Raw genomic sequence first — 20,056 nt, 5'->3', positions numbered from 1 at the left:
GCCTGCCGGGGGCCCCGCCGTCTGCCGTTCCGCTCACGCGGTTCAGGAATCTCCGCCTGCGTTGCCGGACGTGCCGGCCGTCACATCGTGGATGCGGTACTTCTCGATCGCCTGCCCGATGACCGAGCGGTCGACGGCGCCCTGGTCGGCGAGCGACTGCAGCGCGCGCACGACCATCGACGGGCCGTCGATCTTGAAGAACCGGCGAGCCGCGGCGCGCGTGTCGGCGAAGCCGAAGCCGTCGGCGCCGAGCGTGTAGTACGGGCCGGGGATCCACTGCCGGATCTGGTCCTGCACGGCGTGCATGTAGTCGCTCGTCGCGATGAACGGCCCCTCGGCGCCCTGCAGCTTCTGCGTGAGGTACGCCGTGCGCGGCTCCTCCTCGGGGTGGAGGAAGTTGTGCTCGTCGGCGGCGAGGCCGTCGCGGCGCAGCTCCGACCACGAGGTCACCGACCACACGTCGGCGATGACGCCCCAGTCGCTCTTGAGGAGCTCCTGAGCCTCGAGCGCCCACGGCACGCCCACGCCCGACGCGAGGAGCTGGACGCGCGGACCGTCTCCCGTGCCGACCGAGACGCGGTGGATGCCCTTGACGATGCCCTCTGCGTCGACGTCGGCCGGCTCGGCCGGCTGGCGCATCGGCTCGTTGTAGACCGTGATGTAGTACATGACGTCGGGGTCGGGGTGCGATCCGCCGTACATGCGCTCGACACCGGCCTGCACGATGTGCGACACCTCGTAGCCGAAGGCCGGGTCGTACGTGAGGGTCGCGGGGTTCGTCGACGCGAGGAGCGGCGAGTGGCCGTCCGCGTGCTGCGTGCCCTCGCCCGTGAGCGTCGTGCGACCCGCGGTCGCGCCGATGATGAACCCGCGCGCGAGCTGGTCGCCGGCCGCCCAGAACGCGTCGCCCGTGCGCTGGTATCCGAACATCGAGTAGAAGATGTAGACCGGGATGAGCGGCTCGCCATGCGTGGCGTAGGACGTTCCGGTCGCGGTGAAGGCCGCGGCGGCGCCGGCCTCGTTGATGCCGACGTGCATGATCTGGCCCTGCGGGCTCTCCTTGTAGGCCAGGAGCAGCTCGCGGTCGACCGAGGTGTAGTTCTGGCCGTTCGGGTTGTAGATCTTCGCCGACGGGAAGTACGAGTCCATGCCGAACGTGCGCGCCTCGTCGGGGATGATCGGCACGATGCGGTTGCCGAAGCCCTTGACCCGCATGAGGTCCTTGAGCATCCGGACGAACGCCATCGTCGTGGCGACCTCCTGGTTGCCCGACCCCTTCTTCGGGAACGCGTAGTCCTTGTCCTCGGGCATGTTGAGGGGGATGTGCGTGCTGCGGCGCTCGGGGAGGAAGCCGCCGAGCGCACGGCGGCGCTCGAGCATGTACTGGATGGTCTCGTCCTGCGCACCCGGGTGGTAGTACGGCGGGCGGTACGGGTCGGCCTCGAGCTGAGCGTCGGACACCGGGATCTGCATCGTGTCGCGGAACAGCTTGAGGTCGTCCAGCGTCATCTTCTTCATCTGGTGCGTCGCGTTGCGCCCCTCGAAGTGCGGGCCGAGGCCGTAGCCCTTGACGGTCTTCGCGAGGATGACGGTCGGCTGGCCCTTGTGCTCCATGGCCGCCTTGTAGGCCGCGTACACCTTGCGGTAGTCGTGGCCGCCGCGGCGCAGGCGCCACACGTCGTCGTCGGAGAGGTCCTTGACGAGCTCGAGCGCGCGGGGGTCGCGGCCGAAGAAGTTCTCGCGCACGTAGGCGCCCGACTCCGCCTTGTAGGTCTGGAAGTCGCCGTCCGGCGTCACGTTCATGAGGTTCAGGAGCGCGCCGTCGGTGTCCCGCGCGAGCAGGTCGTCCCACTCGCGGCCCCACACGACCTTGATGACGTTCCAGCCGGCGCCGCGGAAGAAGCTCTCGAGCTCCTGGATGATCTTGCCGTTGCCGCGGACCGGGCCGTCGAGACGCTGGAGGTTGCAGTTGATCACGAACGTGAGGTTGTCGAGGCCCTCGTTCGCGGCGACCTGGAGCTGACCGCGCGACTCCACCTCGTCCATCTCGCCGTCGCCGAGGAAGGCCCAGACGTGCGAGTCCGAGACATCCTTGATCCCGCGGTTGGCGAGGTACTTGTTCGTCATCGCCTGGTAGATGGCGTTGATCGGGCCGAGGCCCATCGACACCGTGGGGAACTGCCAGAAGTCGCGCATCATGCGCGGGTGGGGGTACGACGGGATGCCGTTCGGCGCGCCCGACTTCTCCTGGCGGAACGCGTCGAGCTGCGCCTCGCTCATGCGGCCCTCGAGGTAGGCGCGCGCATAGGCGCCGGGCGAGGCGTGGCCCTGGTAGAAGATCTGGTCGCCGCCGGACGGGTGGTCCTGGCCGCGGAAGAAGTGGTTGAACCCGACCTCGTAGAGCGACGCCGCCGACGCGTACGTCGAGATGTGCCCGCCGACGCCGATGCCGGGGCGCTGCGCGCGGTGCACGGTGATCGCGGCGTTCCAGCGGATCCAGTGGCGGTACCGGCGCTCGAGCTCCTCGTCACCGGGGAACTCGGGCTCGTCCTCGGGCGCGATGGTGTTGACGTAGTCGGTCGTCGGCACCATGGGCACACCGAGACGCAGCTGCTTCGAGCGCTGGAGGAGGCTCAGCATGACCTCGCGGCCGCGCTGGTGGCCCTTGACGTCCACCAGCTCGTCGAGGGACTGCTGCCACTCGCTGGTCTCCTCCGGGTCGCTGTCGTGCGCACCCTGCGAGTACGGATCCTGGTCGTGAACAGCCACAGGTGACCTTTCGTCTGGCGGGCAGATCGTGCCGCGGAAACGGGACGAGGCGTGCCGGAGCCCGGTCGGGCCGATGCACGCGTATCGGGGACAGCCTAGTCCTTCCGAGGAGGGGCGGGCACGCGCGGCCAGGGTGGCGTCGGCTCTCGGCAAGCGCTCTCCGGTCGCGTGCCCTCGTCCGGACGCGGCAGAATCGGGGAGTGCCCCACGTCTCCGCGCTCTACCGTCATCCCGTCAAGGGCTTCACCGCCGAGGAGCGCGACGCCCTCGTCGTCCAGGATGACGGCCGCATCGAGGGCGATCGCGTGCTGGCCTTCCGCTTCGCGGACGCGGCCACGCCCGAGGAGCATGACGGACTGGACTACTGGCCCAAGTCCAAGGGGCTCGCGCTCATGGACTTCCCCTCCCTCGCGCGCCTCCGCCTGCGCTTCGACGAGGACCGCGGCCGGCTCTCCGTCCGCCTGCATGACGAGCTCGTGCTCGAGACGACGCTGGATGCCGAGGGGCGACGCGAGGCCTCCGAGCGGATCGCGCGGTTCGTCCTGTCGACGCCCGACGGGCGGCGCCTGGAGCGCGGTGGCCGCCTGCCGCTCGTCCTCGTGGGGGACGGTCGGACGTCGCGCTTCCAGGATCGGCCGCGCGGCTTCGTGTCGCTGCACGGTCGCCCGTCGGTGCGCGCGGTCGACGAGGTCACTCCGGACGCCGTCGTCGACGACCGCCGCTTCCGCTCGAACATCGTCGTCGACGGTCTCGAGCCGTGGAGCGAGCTCGATTGGCGTGGTCGCGTGCGGATCGGGGAGGTGGTCTTCGCCGTGCAGCGCCCGATCATCCGCTGCCTCGCGATCCACGCCGACCCCGATTCGGGAGAGCGGGACGCCCCGCTCCTGAAGACCCTCACCCGCGTCTTCGGCCAGGCGGAGCCCACCCTCGGCATCCTGCTGCTGCCCGCCGAGGGAGGCGGCACCATCCGCCTCGGCGACAGCGTGGAGCTGCTCGACTGAGCTGCTCGACGTGACGGCTCAGAGCGCGGCGCGGATCGCCTGCTCGACCGTCGCGCCGCGGCCCACCTTCGCCGGGATGTCGCCGGGCTGCTCGGCGACGTGGATCGCGTACGAGCCGTCGCCCTCGGCGACGACCCAGCCCCACGGTCGCCGGTCGCGCTTCACGCGCAGGTCGGGGTACCAGATAGTGCTCTGGACCGGCGTCGGCTCGAACGAGTAGAGACTGCCGCCCACGGTCACGAGCTGCGTCGTCTGGATGGCGGCGTCGATGAAATCGCGGTCGAAGGCTCTCATATCCGCACTGTACTCAGGAGCGTCGACAGGCGGTAGACCCGGCCCGCGAGCGGGCCTGCGCGGTGCTCAGACCTCGTCATCGACGTCGTCGTCGCCCGCCGCGAGACGGTCGGCGTCGGCGCTGTCGATGAGGTCGTCGTTCGCATCGGGGTCGAGCACCTCGTCGCCGTCGACCTCGGTCGTGGGCAGGTCGTCACCCCTCTCGCCGTCGTCGGGCAGAGGGTACGGAGCGGGGTAGGGGTTCGACATGATCGCGTCCTTTCGCGTGAGGTGCTGCTCACGCTAGGGGCGGCGGGCGAGGCAGCCCAGGCGCTTGACCGAGAGCTCCGCTCTGGCTAGTCGCCGGCGAGCAGGGCGCGCACGACCTCCGCGTGGCGGAGCAGGAACGCGCGCTCGTCGAGCCGACGCCTCCTGAGCCACGCGGTGACCTCGGCATTGTGCTTGCTCGCGTAGCGTGCCCGCGCCGCCGCGGCGCCGGGGAGGAGATCTTGCGACCGCGGGCCATGCCGCGGTGGTACCGAGCGGTCGGGGAGTCCGCGAGAGGAGGAACGGTGGACCTTCCCGGACGGTTCTCAAACACACGTCCTGCGCTGAGAACCTTGATTTCCCGTGTTCTTCGCGGGCCTGAGGGGCGACGACCACGGCCGCGACCGTCCGAGAGGCACGATGCGCGGTTGGGTGGTCAAGAAATCGGTGAAGTCTCAAACCCGATTGAGCCCTGCCAAGCGTGCCGAGCTGATCGCTGACTACGTGGCGGGGATGCCAGTCGCGGCGATCGCGTCCAAGTTCCGAGTGCACCGCGCGACCGTTCCCGAACTCGCGCGGCGAGCTGGAGTTCCGGTCCGCGAGGCGGGTCTGCCTGCCGGGAAGCGTGCTCAAGCCGCGTCGCTCTACGAGCAGGAATGACACTGGCTCAGGTGGCCGAGCGCGTGTCGATCGATGTCGACACGGTGCGTGCGGCTGTGCTCGCGGAAGGCGGGCGGATTCGACCGCGAGGTCGTCGCCCGCGGAAGCAGCCACGCTGAGCGAAATCGGACCAGGCGGCCGTTCTCGCGGCCATACTGACATCAAGGGAAGTCGAGGTCAGAACGGGCCGAGGTACTTCGTAGACCAGGGACGAAGGGTGCCGCGTGACGACGATCGAGCGTTGTGACATCGACGGCAACGAGTTGTGGTGGCTCAGCGAAGGTCCGGGAGCGCACGCCGAAGAGCCGCAGGACGGCGAAGTCGTGGAAACCGCCCTCAAAGGGCGGTTTCGGTTCGCGGCAGGAACCGAAACAGAAGACGGGCTCCGCCGGCCGCAACTCGGTGCCCTGCACGCGATCTTGGCCTATCGCTCCACCGAAGAGCATGAACCGATCACGGTGGTGATGCCGACAGGGACCGGCAAGACCGAGACGATGCTTGCGGCGTACTGCCACTCACCGGCCCAGACTTTGGTGGTCGTACCGTCGGACGCGCTGCGCACTCAGATCGCGGAGAAGTTCGTGACCCTCGGGGTACTGCCTCGTGTCCATGCCGTCGTCGGGGACTTCTTGTGCCCGGCCGTTCTCGTGCTCAAGAGCGGACTCCAAACTATCGACCAGGTTCGACAGGTTCTCGCGCGATCCAACGTGGTCGTGGCGACTGCACAAGTCTTGAATGCGTGTTCGGAGGAGGCGCGTTCGTACCTGGCTCGGTCGTGTCAGCGTCTGTTCGTCGACGAAGCGCACCACCTGGGCGCCCGCACATGGAGGCAGGTCGTCGAGCTGTTCGATGGGCGGGAGGTTGTCCAATTCACGGCGACTCCCTATCGCGAGGACGGGCGTCACCTCGGCGGCCGCATCGCCTACGCCTACCCGCTCCACCTCGCCCAGGCACACGGCTACTTCGCCAGAATCAACTACCGCTCAGTGATCGACCTCGCCGAGCCAGACCGCGCCGTAGCGATCGCTGGCGTCGAGCAACTTCGAGCCGACGTCGAAGCGGGGCTGGATCACCTCCTGATGGCGCGTGTCCGCTCCGTGGAACGAGCCAAGGAGATTATCAAGCTCTACGAGGAGCTCGGCTCAGAATTCGCTCCAATCCGCATCGACACAGGAATGGCCGAGTCAACCCGCAGCAAGCACCGCGACAAGCTCTTCAAGCGCGAGAGCCGAATCGTCGTGTGCGTCAACATGCTCGGAGAAGGCTTCGACCTCCCGGCGCTGAAGATCGCCGCGATCCATGACCCTCAGAAGAGCCTTGCCGTCACCCTGCAGTTCGTCGGACGCTTCACCCGCGTGGGCAACGAGTCACTTGGAGAAGCCTCAGCATTCGTACCGCTTCAAGTTGCTGGCGTCGACGAGCGGCTCCGCAAGCTCTACGGCGAGGACGCCGATTGGAATGAAGTCATCCGCGACCTGACCGAGCACGGCGTCGGACAGGAGAAGGACCGAACCGACTTCGAGCTTGCGTTTGGATCGGTCCCCCGCGAAGTCGCGATGCGCAGCATCCATCCGAAGATGAGCACCGTCACCTACCAGTCCACCAAGCCGCTGACATGGAACCCCGAGAGCATCTACGACCTATTCGAGGACCGATTGCTGACGACCCGCATCGGCATCAACAACAAAGACAGGGTCGCGTGGTGGGTCTCGCGAGAGGCGACACCCGTCAAATGGGGCGACTTCTCCAGCTTCAACGAACTCGTCCACCACCTCCACGTCGTACATGTCGACGATGCCGCAGGGTTCCTGTACGTCAACAGCACGAACAACGACTCGATGCACGAAGACATCGCCAAAGCCATCGGCGGCGATGACGTCACCTTGGTCAAGGGCGAAACGGTGTACCGAATCCTCTCCAAGGTCAAACGCCGAGTGCCCACCAACGTCGGCCTCCTCGACTCAGTGAGCCGCAACCGGCGCTTTTCCATGCACGTCGGCCAAGACGTACTCCACGCATGGCGCGGAGAAGGCGGCACGAAAATGAAGACCAACATCTTCGCCCACGGCTTTGCTGACAGCCGAGCCGTGAGCTTCGGGGCATCCCGCAAGGGGCGCGTATGGAGCCACGAACAAGCTCGCGACATCCACGACTGGGTGCGCTGGGCAACGCAGGTCGGACCCACCATCACGGACACATCCATCTCCCTGGAGTCCGTCATGTCAGGTTTCCTGCTTCCTGAGCCGGCCCGGGAGCGACCGCCGTACGTCCCCCTGTCCATCGAGTGGCCGTATCAACTCGTCGCAACTTTCAGCGAGCGACGCAAGGTCAGCTACGGAAACCAGTCGTTCTCGCTGCTCGACACCGAGCTCTCCCTCAGCAATCACACGGCGGACCAACCGCTCCGGTTCCAGCTCAAGACACCAGCGTGGGAGCTCGAGTTCGAGTTCGACTTTCATGAAGACGACCCGCCCACTATCCGCCCCGTTACCGAAGACGGGCAGATCATCACGCCAGCGGGCGCAGGAAGCCTCGCAGCCTTCCTCACCGCTAACGGACTGCTCATTACGTTCGAGGGCGAGGCGGTCCTCGTTGAACAAGGATTCATGCTGCGGCCAGATCGCGAGCGACGGCTCTTCCCAGTCGACGCCATCGAGACGATCGACTGGTCTGGCGTCGACATCAAGCGCGAATCGCAAGGCACCGATCGCGACCCGGCCACGATCCAGCACCGCGCGATCCAAGCCCTCTCAGCAGAGGACGAGTGGGAGGTCGTCATCGACGACGACGGCGCCGGCGAACTGGCCGACATTGTTCTCCTAAAGAGGACCGAGGATGCCCTCGACGTCTTGATGGTGCACTGCAAGTACTCGTCCGGCGACAAGCCGGGCGCTCGGATCGACGACCTGTATGACGTCTGCGGGCAGTCGATGAAGATGAACCGCGCTAAGTCGATCCCAGAGCTGCTCACCAAGCGGCTCTTCCGCCGAGAGAAGCAGCGCCAGAGCTCTGGAAAGAGCGGCCTGATCGCTGGCGATATCGCGACACTGGCCGCCATCGCCCGCGAGGCGCGCTATCGGACACTGAACGTCGCCGTCGCGATCGTCCAGCCGGGGATGTCCAAGTCACGCGCGAGTGAGGACATGCGCGCTCTGCTTGGCGGGACCGAGCGTTTCCTCGTTGAGACGCACGGAATGAAGCTGCGGGTCATCGCAAGTCCGTGACGGGCTCCGTCTCATTCACCGCGCCCGATAGCCCAGGGCTCGAAGACGGGAGCGGATCGGTGACGGAACGCCAGTGAGTGCGATCCGTCGGCATGGCGGCGAGCCGCCGCCTCTTGGGCGCGCATCCGGTCAAGCAGACCCGCACGCGCCGCGGTGCTCGCGGCGGCGCTGAGATTCGGCCATGTCTCAACCACGCTGGGCGGCCAGACATTCTGGGGAGAAGCCGGAGCGGCTGGCGGCAGCCAGCGAGAGCTCGAGCCGGGCGCCCGAGGCCCCATCTCAAGGGATGCTCGAATGTCGGAGTCCTTCGCTAGTGTGAGCGAACGCAAGGTATTCGAGGAGGAAACGTGAAGCTTGTCGCGGTCACCGTTCAGAAGTTCCGCAACTTCGTGGAACCGCAGCGCATCGAGATCGAGCCGGACGTGACTGCTCTGGTCGGCAAGAACGAGTCAGGCAAGACGACCATCCTCAAGGCCCTGCATCGGCTCAAGCCGGCGAATGGCGACGCACGGAAGTTCGACCTCGTCACGGAGTACCCGCGTTGGCGGCTCGCGCGCGATCGTCGGAGTGATGCGAACATCGAGGACACGCAACCGGTTACGGCGGAGTTCGCCGCAGAACAGGTCGACATCGACGCTCTCAGCGGAGTTCTTCCTTCGCCGCTGCTCCCCACCAGCAAGGTCGTCGCAGCGCGCACCTACTCGAACAAGTACTACGTCTGGGTCGAGACGGACTTGAAGGACGTCATCGCCGCCGCCTCCACGGATGCTTCAGTTGCCGACGAAGATGCCGCGGAGCTCGCGAAGGAGCCAGACCTCGACGCTGCTATCGCGAAGGCGAAGGAGCTCGCGAAGACCCTCAAGGCGTCCGAGCCTGCCAGGGCGAAGGTGGTCGGCGGGTTCCCGAGCGCCGCCGAGAAGTACCGGTATCACTTCGGCTCTGGTGCTCCGATCGAGAAAGAGCAGCGCGATGCGATCGCCGCGCGCGTACCGCAGTTCTTCTACTTCTCGAACTACAGCGTGCTGCCCGGCGAGACCGACCTAACCGAGCTCGCCCGGAAGGCCGAGACGGGCGAGAGTCTGGACGAGCAGGAGCAGACTGTCGTCTCACTTCTCGCCCATGCGGGCGTGAAGCCGGCGGATTTCCTCGACACGAACTACGACAGCCGCAAGGCCGAACTCCAGGCCGCTGCCGTCGACCTCAGCCGCGAGGTCTTCAAGTACTGGCGAGCCAACACTGACCTCGAGGTCGTATTCGGCGACGACAACGTGCCCGTGGTCGAAGCGCCGAACACGCCAGCCGTGAACCATCGCTTCCTGAAGATCGAGCTACGGGATGGGCGGCACGGGAACGTCGAGACGAACTTCGCCACACGCTCGACCGGATTCCAGTGGTTCTTCTCGTTCTTCGCAGCCTTCAGCGAATACCTGCACACGGACAAGCCGGTAGTGGTCCTGTTGGACGAGCCCGGGACGAGCCTCCACGGCGAGGCCCAGAAGGACTTTGTCAACTACATCTTCAATGAGCTCGGCGCCTCCAAGCAGACGCTCTACACGACCCACTCGCAGTTCATGGTCGATCCCACCGTCTACGAGAAGCTCCGCGCTGTCCACGACAAGGGCACGCGTGAGGACCAGGAAGCCGGCGTCGAGGTCAGCAAGGTCAATCTCAAGGCCGACCGTGACACCGTGCTCCCCGTCGAGTCCGCGCTGGGGTACTCGATCAGCCAGCATCTGTTCATCGGGTCGGGACAGCACCTCTTGGTCGAAGGCAGTAGCGACTTCATCTACCTGATGCGCATGAGCGCCTACATGGAGTCGCAGAAGAAGCCGATCTTGAGCCCAAAGCTCGCCATGATCCCCGTCGGCGGCATCACAAACATGCCTGCGTTCGTCGCGCTGATGGGTCGCAGGCTTGAGGTCTCCGTCCTCGTCGACGGTGAGAAGTCCAGCTCAGTCCTCGACCGAACCAGGCGTGCGGCGCAGGAGAACGACGTCCCCGCGAACCGCATCATCTCGGTCGGAGAGGTCGATCCGTCACTGCCAAGGGACGGCGACATCGAAGACCTCTTTGCTGTCACCGACTACCTCAAGCTCTACAACTGGGCATTCAGGAAGGCACTTACTGAAACCGACCTGAGCGGCAGTACGGGCCGCATCCTCGGTCGCATCGAGTCTGTCGAGAACAAGTTCAACCATGCACTCCCGGCTCACGCGCTGACCGACAACCAGGACGAGTTCTTCGCAACTCTCGATCCGGTATCCGTCGAAAACTTCGAGAAGCTCTTCGAGAAGTTGAACGCCGGCCTCGCTTAGCGAGCCTCAATCTGCCCCTCGTTGCTGGAGGGTCAGAGCGAGCGCCTCTACGGTGCACTGACCATCATGGGGCGTCTGCCGCAGGGAACCTCGCAAGGCACAACGTGGATGGGGAAAGTACGGTCGCTCATCGAAGCTCCTTCGTCGCGCTGCCCGCACGGACGGCGGAAGTGAGACTCCCTGTGGGCCCTGCCGGGATCGAACCGACGACATCCACGGTGTAAACGTGGCGCTCTACCAGCTGAGCTAAAGGCCCCTCCCGACGATTCTAGGCGCACGGGATGTCGCCATCCGACCGTAGGCTGGAGAGGTGAACGCCAGCCCCGCCGACCAGCGCCTCCTCCTCGACCTCGCCGACCTCGACCGCCGACTTCGGCAGGCGGAGGCCGCGCGCCGCAACCCGCCGCAGGCAGCGCGGGTGCAGGAGCTCGTCGCGCAGCGCACCGCGCAGAGCCATGAGCTCGCCGTGCGCGTCGGCGCGCGCGACGAGCTGCAGGCCGAGGTCTCGCGCATCGAGTCGGATGTCGCGCTCGCGCAGCAGCGGCGCGACCGCGACCGGGCGCGCCTCGAGGGCTCGGCGAGCGCGAAGGACGCGCAGGCGCTCGAGCGCGAGATCGCCGCGCTCACCCAGCGGCTGAGCGCGCTCGAGGATGCCGAGCTCGAGCTCATGGAGCGCCTGGAGGCCGCAGAGGCGTCGGTCGCCGAGCAGCAGGCGATCCTGAACGAGACGACGGCCGAGGGCCAGCGGCTGAGCGCCGAGGGCAAGGCCCAGGTCGAGGCGGCCGGCCGCGAGATCGAGACGCTCACGCGCGACCGCGGCGCCGTCGCCGGGCGCATCCCCGACGCGCTCGTGTCCGCCTACGACCGCCTGGCGGCCCGGGGCATCGTCGCCGCCGCGCCGTTCACGCGCGGTGCGTGCGGAGGCTGCCATGTGATGCTCGCGCCGAGCGATCTGCAGGCGCTCCGCTCGGTGCCCGCCGATGCGGTGGCGAACTGCCCCGAGTGCGGGTGCATCCTCGTGCGCACCGAGGAGTCCGGGCTCTGACGGCATCCGTCGTCCTCGGCCGCGCGGGCGACGACATCGTCGCGATCGCGCGTGACGCCGACGCGATCGCGGAGGGCGACGCCGAGCGCATCGCACGGGCGGGCGACGACGCCGCGCTCGCTCGGTGGGTCGCCGCGCGCGAGGAGGCGGACGCCCCGCGCTGGGTCTGGTCGGACACCGCGGAGTGGTACCCGCGTCTGCTCGCGGAGGGCGTGCGGGTCGCGCGCTGCGACGACCTGCGCCTGCGTCACCGCATCCTCCATCACGCCGTCACCCCCGATGCTTCCGCGCACCCGTGGGACGCTGCACCGGCCGAGTCCGAGGTCGCGACGCAGCCGACGCTGTTCGACGTCGAGCCGACGCGCATCGCGGGGGAGTCGATGCACGACCTCGCCGCGACCGTCGCCGAGGCGCGCGCGCAGCAGGGCCTCCTCGCGCGCGCGGAGGATCCGGCGCGCATGCGGCTCCTGCTCGCCGCGGAGTCGGCGGGCGCCCTCGTGGCCGCCGAGATGCGGGCGGCCGGCCTGCCCTGGGATGTCCGCCGGCACGACGCCATCCTCACGGAGGCGCTCGGCCCACGACGCGGCGGCGGCCTCCCTGCGCGCATGGAGGAGACCGCCGCGCGCGTCCGCGAGGCGCTGGGCGATCCGCGCGCGAGCCTCGACTCGCCGCCGCGTCTTCTGCGCGCGCTCCGCAATGCGGGCGTGCACGTCGACTCGACGAGCAAGTGGGAGCTGGCCGAGCACGATCATCCCGTCGTCGCACCGCTGCTCGAGTACAAGAGCATGGCGCGCCTCCTCACCGCCAACGGATGGTCCTGGCTCGACGAGTGGGTCCACGACGGCCGCTTCCGACCGGTCTATGTGCCGGGCGGCGTCGTCACCGGCCGGTGGGCGTCCTCCGGAGGAGGCGCTCTGCAGATCCCGCGCGCGCTGCGCGGCGCGGTCAGGGCCGACGCGGGGTGGCGCATCGTCTCCGCCGATGTCGCTCAGCTCGAGCCCCGCGTCCTCGCAGGCATGGCGCGCGACGAGCGGATGGCCCGGGCCGCCGCGGGCGCGGACCTCTACGAGGGCATCGTGGCCAGCGGCGCGGTCGCGACCCGCGCGGAGGCCAAGATCGCCGTCCTCGGCGCGATGTACGGTGCGACGACGGGCGACGCGGGCCGCCTCGTGCCGCGGCTTCGCAAGGTGTTCCCGACGGCGATGGCGCTCGTCGATGCCGCGGCGCGCACGGGCGAGGACGGGGGAGTGGTGCGCACGTGGCTGGGGCGCACCTCCCCGGCGCCGGATCCGGCGTGGGTGCAGCAGCAGGCCCGGGCGAGCGGTTCGGATGCCTCGGCCGCCGACGAGACGCGGGCGCGGCGCGCGGCACGCGACCGCGGGCGATTCACCCGCAACTTCGTCGTGCAGGGCACGGCGGCCGAGTGGTCGCTCGCGTGGCTCGCCGACCTGCGCCTGCGCCTCGCCGCGCTCGGAGCCGTCGGCGCCGACCGATCGGCTTCGGCGTCGGGCCCGGTGTTCTCCCGACGTCCGCACCTGGCGTTCTTCCTGCATGACGAGGTCCTCGTGCATGCGCCGGCCGATCTCGCCGACGACGTGGCGGCGGCCATCCGCTCCGCTGCGGATGCCGCGGGTCGGCTGCTGTTCGGGACGTTCCCGATCGACTTCCCGCTCGACGTGCGCATCGACGAGTCCGCCGCGAAGTGATCCCGCCCAGCCGCCGTAGAATGGAGGGGCGAATGGGTCGGCCGGACGGTCGCGTCGCGAGCGGTTCGCCGCCTCGCGCCGAGGAACGTCCGGGCTCCGCAGGGCAGGGCGGTGGGTAACACCCACCCGGAGCGATCCGCGAGACAGTGCCACAGAGAACAGACCGCCGGGATCCGTCCCGGTAAGGGTGAAACGGCGGTGTAAGAGACCACCGGGGGCCATGGCGACATGGCCCGCCAGGTAAACCTCGCCCGGAGCAAGGTCAGACAGAGGATGATGACGCGGCCCGCCGAGTCCTCGGGTAGACCGCTGGAGCGGCACGGCAACGTGTCGCCGAGAGAGATGGCCGTCGATGGGGCGCGAGCCCCGGAACAGAACCCGGCGTACAGGCCGGCCCATTCGCCCTGGACGAGAAGCGCCCCGGCTCCATGCGGAGCCGGGGCGCTGTGCGGTCGAGGGGTCAGGCGTTCGCGAGCGAGGCGGCGCCGATGATGCCCGCGTTGTTGCGGTGCACGGCGGTGACCATCTTGGCGCGCGTGGTGATGTACGGCATGAACTTCTCGGGGTTCTTCGAGACGCCGCCGCCCACGACGAGGAGGTCGGGGGAGAAGAGGAACTCGACGTGCGCGTAGAACTTCTGGAGGCGGTGGCCCCACTTCTCCCACGAGAGGCCCTCGCGCTCGCGCGCCGTCGCGGCGGCGTAGCGCTCGATCGACTCGCCCTTCCAGATGAGGTGGCCGAGCTCGGTGTTCGGGATGAGGACCCCGTCGTAGATGAACGCCGAGCCGATGCCCGTGCCGAGGGTCGTGAGGATCGTGAGGCCCTTCTGGCCCTTCGCGGCGCCGAAGCGCGCCTCCGAGAGGCCGGCGGCGTCGGCGTCGTTCACGAAGTGGATGTCGCGGCCGAGGCCGTCCTGGAAGAACTTCTCGGCCTCGAAGTCGATCCACTCGTCGGAGATGTTGGCCGCCGAGAGCGTGCGGCCGTCCTTGACGATGGCGGGGAAGCAGACGCCGAGGGGGAGCCCGGCCGCGTCCTCGCCGAGGAGCTCGAGCAGGTCGTGCGCGGTCTGGAGCACGTCCTTCGGGTGCGCGCCCTTGGGGGTGTCGACGCGCACCCGGTCACTCAGCAGCGTGCCCTCCGAGAGGTCGACGATGCCGGCCTTCATGCCGGTCCCGCCGATGTCGATTCCGACAGCACGATCCACAGTCTTCGCCATGCTGACAGCTTACTGGGAGCGCGCGGAGCCTCCGGACACGAAGAAGACGCCGGCCTCATCGAGACCGGCGTCTGCAGACGTGCGCGTTACGCGCTCTTGACCCGCGTCGGGTCCTGGCCCGCTCCGCGGCGCTCGCGGATGAACGCGAGGCGCTCGGCGAGGATCTCCTCGAGCTCCTCGATCGAACGGCGCTCCAGGAGCATGTCCCAGTGCGTGCGCGCGGCCTTGTCGCCGGAGTGGTCGACCTCGACCGTGCCCTTCTCGAGCTTGAGCAGCGCCTCGCCGCCGCACGTGCGGCACTCCCAGGTCTCGGGAGCTTCGGCGTCCGCTGCGAACATGAGCGTCGTCTCGCGCCCGCAGGCAGCACAGACGTACGTCTGCTCCTTGCGCTCCATGAACACGACGCCCTCTTCGCTCTGAAGACTCTGGGCGCCGAGTCGGATACCACGAAGGCTGCGATCTGCCATGGTGAAGTCCTCTCGTCGGTCACCATTTGTAACGCGTCCGGCTGAGCGGATCATCCGAACGGACGGCGCCGGATGCGCTATTCCCAGGCGACGTTCAGGGCGTCAGAGCGGCCAGCGCCAGGTCGGCGCGATCCGTGACGATCCCGTCGACCCCGCGCCGCACGAGCGCCCTCATCCGCGCGGGATCGTCGACGGTCCAGATGTGCACCTCGACCCCCTCCTCATGCGCCCAGCGGACGAGCCGGCGGGTGAGCACGGGCACGATGCCGCGCCGCTCGGGGATCTGCAGGGCGTCGACTCCGGCGAGCAGCCGTCGTGCGCGCCGCCGTGCACCGAGCGCGGCCGCGAGAACGAGGCGCGCGATGATCGCCGAGCTCGCGCTCGTGGCCGGCCGCGCAGGGAACGCAGCGGCCATGGCCGCCACGCGCCGTGCCTCGTCGAAGCTCGTGAGGAGAACGCGGTCGGCGTGCTCAGCGGCGATGCGGCCGGCGCCCTCGGCGGCGGCCGCGGCCTTCACGTCGATGTTGAAGCGCGTCGACGGGAAGTCCCGGAGCACATCGGCGAGCTGCGCGAGGCCGCCGCGCGGCGCCATGATCTCGTCGAGCTCCCGCAGCGTCACGTCGGCGATCGCGCGCGGGTCTCCCGTCACGCGCTCGAGCGTGTCGTCGTGGAAGAGGACGACGACGCCATCCGCCGTGACATGGCAGTCGGACTCGACGTACTCGACGCCCGCCGCGTGCGCCGCCGCGATCGCCGCGACCGAGTTCTCGACGATGCCGTCGGCGGCCATGTCGGCCGTCACGAGTCCGCGATGGGCGAGCACGCGCGGATGGCGCGTGCCCGCCAGGTACGGATGCGTCACGCGGGCGGCGGGGTGCGGTCGCCCAGCCCCGGGATCCGTCCGGCGAAACCGCCCGAGATGCCCTTGAGGGCCTCCGTCAGCTCACTCGGGATGATCCAGAGCTTGCTCGCCTCGCCCTCCGCGATCTTCGGCAGGGTCTGCAGGTACTGGTAGGCGAGCAGCTTGTCGTCGGGGCGCCCCTCGTGGATCGCATGGAAGACCGTCGTGATCGCCTCCGACTCGCCCTGGGCGCGCAGGACCTGCGCCTGCTTGTCGCCCTCGGCCTTGAGGATCGCGGCCTGCCGCGCGCCCTCCGCGACGAGCACCTGCGACTGCTTCTGGCCCTCGGCGGTGAGGATGGCCGCGCGACGGTCGCGCTCGGCGCGCATCTGCTTCTCCATCGCGTCCTGCAGCGTCGCGGGCGGATCGATCGCCTTGAGCTCGACGCGGCTCACCTTGATGCCCCACTGCCCGGTCGCCTCATCGAGCACGGCGCTGAGCTTGCCGTTGATCACGTCGCGGCTCACGAGCGCCTCCTCGAGGTTGAGGCTTCCGACGACGTTCCTCAGCGTGGTGATGGTGAGCTGCTCGACCGCGCCGAGGTAGTTCGCGATCTCGTAGGTCGCCGAGCGCGGATCGGTGACGCGGAAGTAGACGACCGTGTCGACGGCCACCGAGAGGTTGTCCTCGGTGATGACCTGCTGCGGCGGGAAGGTGACGACCTGCTCGCGGAGGTCGACGCGCGTGCGTGCGCGGTCGATGAACGGCACGATGAGGTGCGGCCCGCCGAACAGGGTGCGGTGGTACTTGCCGAGGCGCTCCACGATGACGGAGTCGCTCTGCGGCACGATCCGGATGGACCGGACCAGGATGGTGATCACGAAGATGACGACGGCGATCACCAGGATCCAGGTGAGCACCATCGCCATGACGTTGCTGTCGTCCATTTCAGCTCTCCTCAGGCGTGCGGGTCGTGACGAACGCGGTCGCGCCCTGGATGGACTCGACGGTGATCGGGGTCTGCGGGGCCAGCGACCGGTCGCCGCGCACGCGCGCGGACCACGAGTCGCCGTTGACGAGCTTGACGCGGCCCGACATCGCGGTGACCGTCTCGGTCACGACGCCGGACAGCCCCACGAGAGCGTCGACGTTGAACGCCTTCGGGTCGGCGCCGCGGCGCAGGCGCCGCAGAAGCGGCGGGCGCACGAAGACGAGCAGGGCGACGGCCGCGGCGGCCGCGACGATCACCTGGAGCCACAGCGGCGCGCCCAGAAGCCCCGATCCGAGGCCGAACACGCCCCCGAGGCCGAGCATGAGGAACGTGAGCTCGCCCGAGACCATCTCGACCGCGAGGAAGATCGCGATGAGCGCCAGCCATCCGATCCAGGCGAACTGCTCGATCGCTTCCATGGGACCTCCTCGGGGCGGGCTCTGCTCGGAACCTATCACGCACGCGCGACGTGTGATCCGCCCGGGATATCGCGTTGCGATTCCCGCGCGCAGACCGCACTTGGTAGGGTCGGACGGTTCCCGTCCCCACGCTCTCGGAGTCCTCGTGTCGCAGCCTCTCGCACCGCAGTCCCTCGCCGGCAAGACCGTCCTCGTGACGGGGTCGTCACGGGGGATCGGCGCCGACACCGTGCGCTACGCGGCGCAGGCGGGGGCGAACGTCGTCATCAACTTCCGCAACAAGGCCCCCCGCGCCGAGAAGCTCGCCGCCGAGGTGCGCGAGCTCGGCGTCAAGGCGCTCGTCGTCGGCGCGGACCTGACCGACCCGGGCTCGGTCTCGGCGATGATCGACGCGGTCAAGGAGGAGTTCGGGTCGCTCGACGTGCTCGTGCTCAACGCGTCGGGCGGCATGGAGACGGGCGTCGGCGAGGACTACGCGCTCCGACTCAACCGCGATGCCCAGGTGAACGTCCTCGAGACCGCGCTGCCGATCATCCCCGCGGGCGGACGCGTCGTGTTCGTCACGAGCCACCAGGCGCACTTCATCCGCACGACGCCCACGATGGACGCGTACGAGCCCGTGGCCCTGTCGAAGCGCGCGGGCGAGGACGCGCTGCGCGAGCGCATCCCCGCCCTCACCGAGAAGGGCGTCGAGTTCGTCGTGGTCTCGGGCGACATGATCGAGGGCACGATCACCGCGACGCTCCTGGAGCGCGTGAACCCCGGCGCGATCGCGGCGCGGCGCGAGGAGGCGGGTCGCCTCTACAACGTCTCGGAGTTCGCCGCCGAGATCGCGCAGGCGATCGTCGACCCGATCCCCGCGGACAACGAGCGCATCGTCGGCGACATCAGCGGGTTCCGCGGCACGGAGTGACCGACAGCGCGCGGGGGCTCTCGCCCGCCTGGTGGGTCGCCATCGGGTTCGCGAGCGCCGCTCTCGCGGCCGTCGGCGCGCCGTTCGAGGCCGCCGTGCACGGCGTCCCGCCGGGCTGGGCGCTCGCACTCGCCCTCCTGCAGGCCGGCGCGATCGCGGTGGCGCCGGTCGCGCCCTGGCCGGCCATCGTCGCGTTCGCCGGCGCGTCGGCGGCACTCGCCCTGTGGGCGCCCCCGGTCGGCGTGCCGTGGCCCTGGTCGGTCACGGGCATCATCGGGTTCGCGCTGCTGTGCGGGCTCGTGGCTCTCCGCCGAGGCTGGCGCACGGGCGTCTGGGCGCTGGTGCTCCCCGGGGCGCTCGTGTCGTCGCACGTGCTCACGGCGCGCGGTGACGCGGTGCCGGCGAACGTGATCGTGGCGCTCTCGATCGGGGCCGGGGCACTGGGCGTCGCCGCGCTGCTCGGCGAGCGACGCGCGCTCGGCGCCGCCCTCGCCCGCGAGCGCGCGATCGCCGAGGACGAGCACGCCGCGCGCGTTCAGGCCGAGGAGCGTCAGCGGATCGCACGCGAGCTGCACGATGTCGTCGCGCACGGCCTGTCGCTCATCCAGGTGCAGGCCGCGACCGCGCGCTTCCGGCTCCCCGAGCTCGACGACGGGGCCGCGGCGGAGTTCGAGGAGATCGGCGGTGCCGCACGCCGCTCCCTCGGCGAGATGCGCCGTCTGCTCGGCGTGCTGCGCTCAGGCGACGAGCAGGCGGCGCTCTCGCCCGTCGCGGGCCTCGCCGACATCCCCGCACTCGTGCGCGACGCGGTCGACGCCGGTGCGGCGGTCACGCTGCGCAGCGGCGCGCACGCCGACGACCTGCCCGCCTCGCTGCAGCTCGCGGCCTACCGGATCGTGCAGGAGGCGCTGAGCAACGCGCTCCGCCACGCACCGGCGAGCGCGACCACGGTGACGGTGCGGGAGGATGGCGGCATGCTCGTGATCGAGGTCGAGAACTCGCGGCCGGCCGCCGCGGTCGAGGCGTCTCCAGGAGCCGGCCTCGGGCTCCGGGGGATGCGGGAGCGCGCCGCGCTCGTCGGCGGCACGGTCGACGCGCGCCCCACGGCAGAGGGCGGCTTCCGCGTGCACGCGGAGCTCCCGGTCGACGTCGCGGGGGAGAGGGGCGAGGCATGATCACGATCGCGGTCGTCGACGACCAGGCCATGGTGCGCGCAGGATTCGCGGCGATCCTCGCCGCTCAGCCCGACTTCCGCGTCGTCGGCCAGGCCGGGGACGGCGAGGAGGCCGTTCGGGTCGTCAACGAGACCCGCCCCGACGTCGTCCTCATGGACGTGCGGATGCCCGTGCAGAACGGGATCGAGGCGACGCGCGCGATCCTGCAGCCGCGGCACCCGCGGCCATCGCCGCCGCGCGTCATCATGCTCACGACGTTCGACATCGACGAGTACGTCTATGACGCGCTGAGCGCGGGGGCGAGCGGATTCCTCCTCAAGGACGCCCGGCCGGACGAGCTCGTCCAGGCGGTGCGCGTCGTCGCCGCGGGCGATGCACTGCTCGCGCCGAGCATCACGCGACGGCTCATCGAGGACGTGGTCACCCGGCGACCCGCCCCGCCCACGCGCGCACGGCTCGACCTCGCCGGGCTCACCGAGCGGGAACGCGAGGTGCTCACGCTCATGGGCCGCGGTCTGTCGAACGGCGAGATCGCGAGCGCGCTCTTCATCGCCGAGCAGACCGTGAAGACGCACGTGCGGAGGGTCCTCCAGAAGCTCGGCGCGCGGGACCGCGTGCATGCGGTCATCTTCGCCTACGACGCGGGGCTCGTCACCCCGGCCTGACGTCCGCGCTCACCCCGAGGGAGGGCAGCGCCGCCACGCAGATCGACCCCCGGGGTGATCCGCTGGGCGCGGTCGCCTCCGTACGGTTCCCCGACACTGACCGTCGAGG

Annotated in this window: 17 protein-coding genes, 1 tRNA gene and 1 other RNA gene; 10 read left to right on the top strand and 9 right to left on the bottom strand. The window is 69.3% G+C overall.

What is annotated here, in order from left to right; translation table 11 throughout:
• Window positions 1-42: 42 nt before the first annotated feature.
• Window positions 43-2,769 (bottom strand): pyruvate dehydrogenase (acetyl-transferring), homodimeric type, encoded by a 2,727-nt coding sequence (aceE, locus tag ACOWU6_RS09685; protein ID WP_421075549.1) that lies wholly within the window; start codon window positions 2,767-2,769, stop codon window positions 43-45.
• Between the two features lie 200 nt (window positions 2,770-2,969).
• Here aceE and ACOWU6_RS09680 point away from each other — a divergent pair, with 200 nt between their 5' ends.
• Window positions 2,970-3,770, top strand: coding sequence for an MOSC domain-containing protein (locus ACOWU6_RS09680; RefSeq protein ID WP_421075548.1), 801 nt, complete (start codon window positions 2,970-2,972; stop codon window positions 3,768-3,770).
• Window positions 3,771-3,788: 18 nt separating this feature from the next.
• Here ACOWU6_RS09680 and ACOWU6_RS09675 read toward each other — a convergent pair whose 3' ends face one another.
• Window positions 3,789-4,064, bottom strand: coding sequence for a hypothetical protein (locus ACOWU6_RS09675; protein WP_271171870.1), 276 nt, complete (start codon window positions 4,062-4,064; stop codon window positions 3,789-3,791).
• A gap of 66 nt (window positions 4,065-4,130) precedes the next feature.
• Window positions 4,131-4,313, bottom strand: coding sequence for a hypothetical protein (locus ACOWU6_RS09670; protein WP_421075547.1), 183 nt, complete (start codon window positions 4,311-4,313; stop codon window positions 4,131-4,133).
• Window positions 4,314-4,673: 360 nt separating this feature from the next.
• Between ACOWU6_RS09670 and ACOWU6_RS09665 the strand changes: the two genes are divergently transcribed.
• The 3 genes from ACOWU6_RS09665 to ACOWU6_RS09655 all read left to right on the top strand — a co-directional run bounded on the left by ACOWU6_RS09665 (window position 4,674) and on the right by ACOWU6_RS09655 (window position 10,509).
• Entirely contained in the window at window positions 4,674-4,970 is a 297-nt protein-coding gene (locus tag ACOWU6_RS09665; protein WP_421075546.1) for a hypothetical protein, read from the top strand.
• A 224-nt stretch (window positions 4,971-5,194) separates the two neighbouring features.
• The gene (locus ACOWU6_RS09660) at window positions 5,195-8,194 is read left to right on the top strand and encodes a DEAD/DEAH box helicase (protein WP_421075545.1); all 3,000 of its coding nucleotides are present in this window, start codon (window positions 5,195-5,197) and stop codon (window positions 8,192-8,194) included.
• Between the two features lie 347 nt (window positions 8,195-8,541).
• The gene (locus ACOWU6_RS09655; protein ID WP_421075544.1) at window positions 8,542-10,509 is read left to right on the top strand and encodes an AAA family ATPase; all 1,968 of its coding nucleotides are present in this window, start codon (window positions 8,542-8,544) and stop codon (window positions 10,507-10,509) included.
• 183 nt (window positions 10,510-10,692) lie between these two features.
• Here the strand turns inward: ACOWU6_RS09655 and ACOWU6_RS09650 are convergent.
• Window positions 10,693-10,765, bottom strand: a tRNA-Val gene (locus ACOWU6_RS09650).
• A 54-nt stretch (window positions 10,766-10,819) separates the two neighbouring features.
• Here ACOWU6_RS09650 and ACOWU6_RS09645 point away from each other — a divergent pair.
• The 3 genes from ACOWU6_RS09645 (at window position 10,820) to rnpB (ending at window position 13,662) form a co-directional block, all read left to right on the top strand.
• Window positions 10,820-11,554 carry a zinc ribbon domain-containing protein gene (locus tag ACOWU6_RS09645; protein ID WP_421075543.1) on the top strand — a complete coding sequence of 245 codons (735 nt, stop codon included), beginning with the start codon at window positions 10,820-10,822 and terminating at the stop codon, window positions 11,552-11,554.
• The gene (locus tag ACOWU6_RS09640) at window positions 11,512-13,260 is read left to right on the top strand and encodes a bifunctional 3'-5' exonuclease/DNA polymerase (RefSeq protein ID WP_421075542.1); all 1,749 of its coding nucleotides are present in this window, start codon (window positions 11,512-11,514) and stop codon (window positions 13,258-13,260) included. The genes ACOWU6_RS09645 and ACOWU6_RS09640 overlap by 43 nt, the downstream gene beginning before the upstream one ends.
• Window positions 13,261-13,293: 33 nt before the next feature.
• Window positions 13,294-13,662: RNase P RNA component class A (gene rnpB, locus ACOWU6_RS09635), an RNA gene on the top strand.
• A 58-nt stretch (window positions 13,663-13,720) separates the two neighbouring features.
• Here the strand turns inward: rnpB and ppgK are convergent.
• The 5 genes from ppgK to ACOWU6_RS09610 all read right to left on the bottom strand — a co-directional run bounded on the left by ppgK (window position 13,721) and on the right by ACOWU6_RS09610 (window position 17,194).
• The gene (gene ppgK, locus ACOWU6_RS09630; RefSeq protein WP_421075541.1) at window positions 13,721-14,476 is read right to left on the bottom strand and encodes a polyphosphate--glucose phosphotransferase; all 756 of its coding nucleotides are present in this window, start codon (window positions 14,474-14,476) and stop codon (window positions 13,721-13,723) included.
• An 86-nt stretch (window positions 14,477-14,562) separates the two neighbouring features.
• Entirely contained in the window at window positions 14,563-14,943 is a 381-nt protein-coding gene (locus ACOWU6_RS09625; RefSeq protein WP_271171865.1) for an RNA polymerase-binding protein RbpA, read from the bottom strand.
• A gap of 94 nt (window positions 14,944-15,037) precedes the next feature.
• The gene (locus ACOWU6_RS09620; protein ID WP_271171864.1) at window positions 15,038-15,805 is read right to left on the bottom strand and encodes a glycerophosphodiester phosphodiesterase family protein; all 768 of its coding nucleotides are present in this window, start codon (window positions 15,803-15,805) and stop codon (window positions 15,038-15,040) included.
• A complete protein-coding gene (locus ACOWU6_RS09615; RefSeq protein WP_271171863.1) occupies window positions 15,802-16,731 on the bottom strand; it encodes an SPFH domain-containing protein in 930 nt (309 codons plus the stop codon). Before ACOWU6_RS09615 ends, ACOWU6_RS09620 begins: the two co-directional genes overlap by 4 nt.
• A gap of 1 nt (window position 16,732) precedes the next feature.
• Entirely contained in the window at window positions 16,733-17,194 is a 462-nt protein-coding gene (locus tag ACOWU6_RS09610) for an NfeD family protein (RefSeq protein WP_271171862.1), read from the bottom strand.
• Window positions 17,195-17,339: 145 nt separating this feature from the next.
• Here ACOWU6_RS09610 and ACOWU6_RS09605 point away from each other — a divergent pair, with 145 nt between their 5' ends.
• The 3 genes from ACOWU6_RS09605 to ACOWU6_RS09595 are packed head-to-tail and all read left to right on the top strand — an operon-like array spanning window position 17,340 to window position 19,947.
• The gene (locus ACOWU6_RS09605) at window positions 17,340-18,107 is read left to right on the top strand and encodes an SDR family oxidoreductase (protein WP_421075540.1); all 768 of its coding nucleotides are present in this window, start codon (window positions 17,340-17,342) and stop codon (window positions 18,105-18,107) included.
• Window positions 18,104-19,282: a sensor histidine kinase gene (locus ACOWU6_RS09600; RefSeq protein ID WP_421075539.1), complete on the top strand. Its 1,179-nt coding sequence runs from the start codon at window positions 18,104-18,106 to the stop codon at window positions 19,280-19,282. Before ACOWU6_RS09605 ends, ACOWU6_RS09600 begins: the two co-directional genes overlap by 4 nt.
• Window positions 19,279-19,947 carry a response regulator gene (locus ACOWU6_RS09595; protein WP_421075538.1) on the top strand — a complete coding sequence of 223 codons (669 nt, stop codon included), beginning with the start codon at window positions 19,279-19,281 and terminating at the stop codon, window positions 19,945-19,947. The genes ACOWU6_RS09600 and ACOWU6_RS09595 overlap by 4 nt, the downstream gene beginning before the upstream one ends.
• Window positions 19,948-20,056: the final 109 nt, after the last annotated feature.

It is taken from the genome of Microbacterium sp. SA156, assembly GCF_049065455.1.
Classification (GTDB): Bacteria; Actinomycetota; Actinomycetes; order Actinomycetales; family Microbacteriaceae; genus Microbacterium; species Microbacterium barkeri.
Note: the sequence above shows the minus strand (reverse complement) of the source record. Positions and strands in the feature narration are given on the sequence as shown.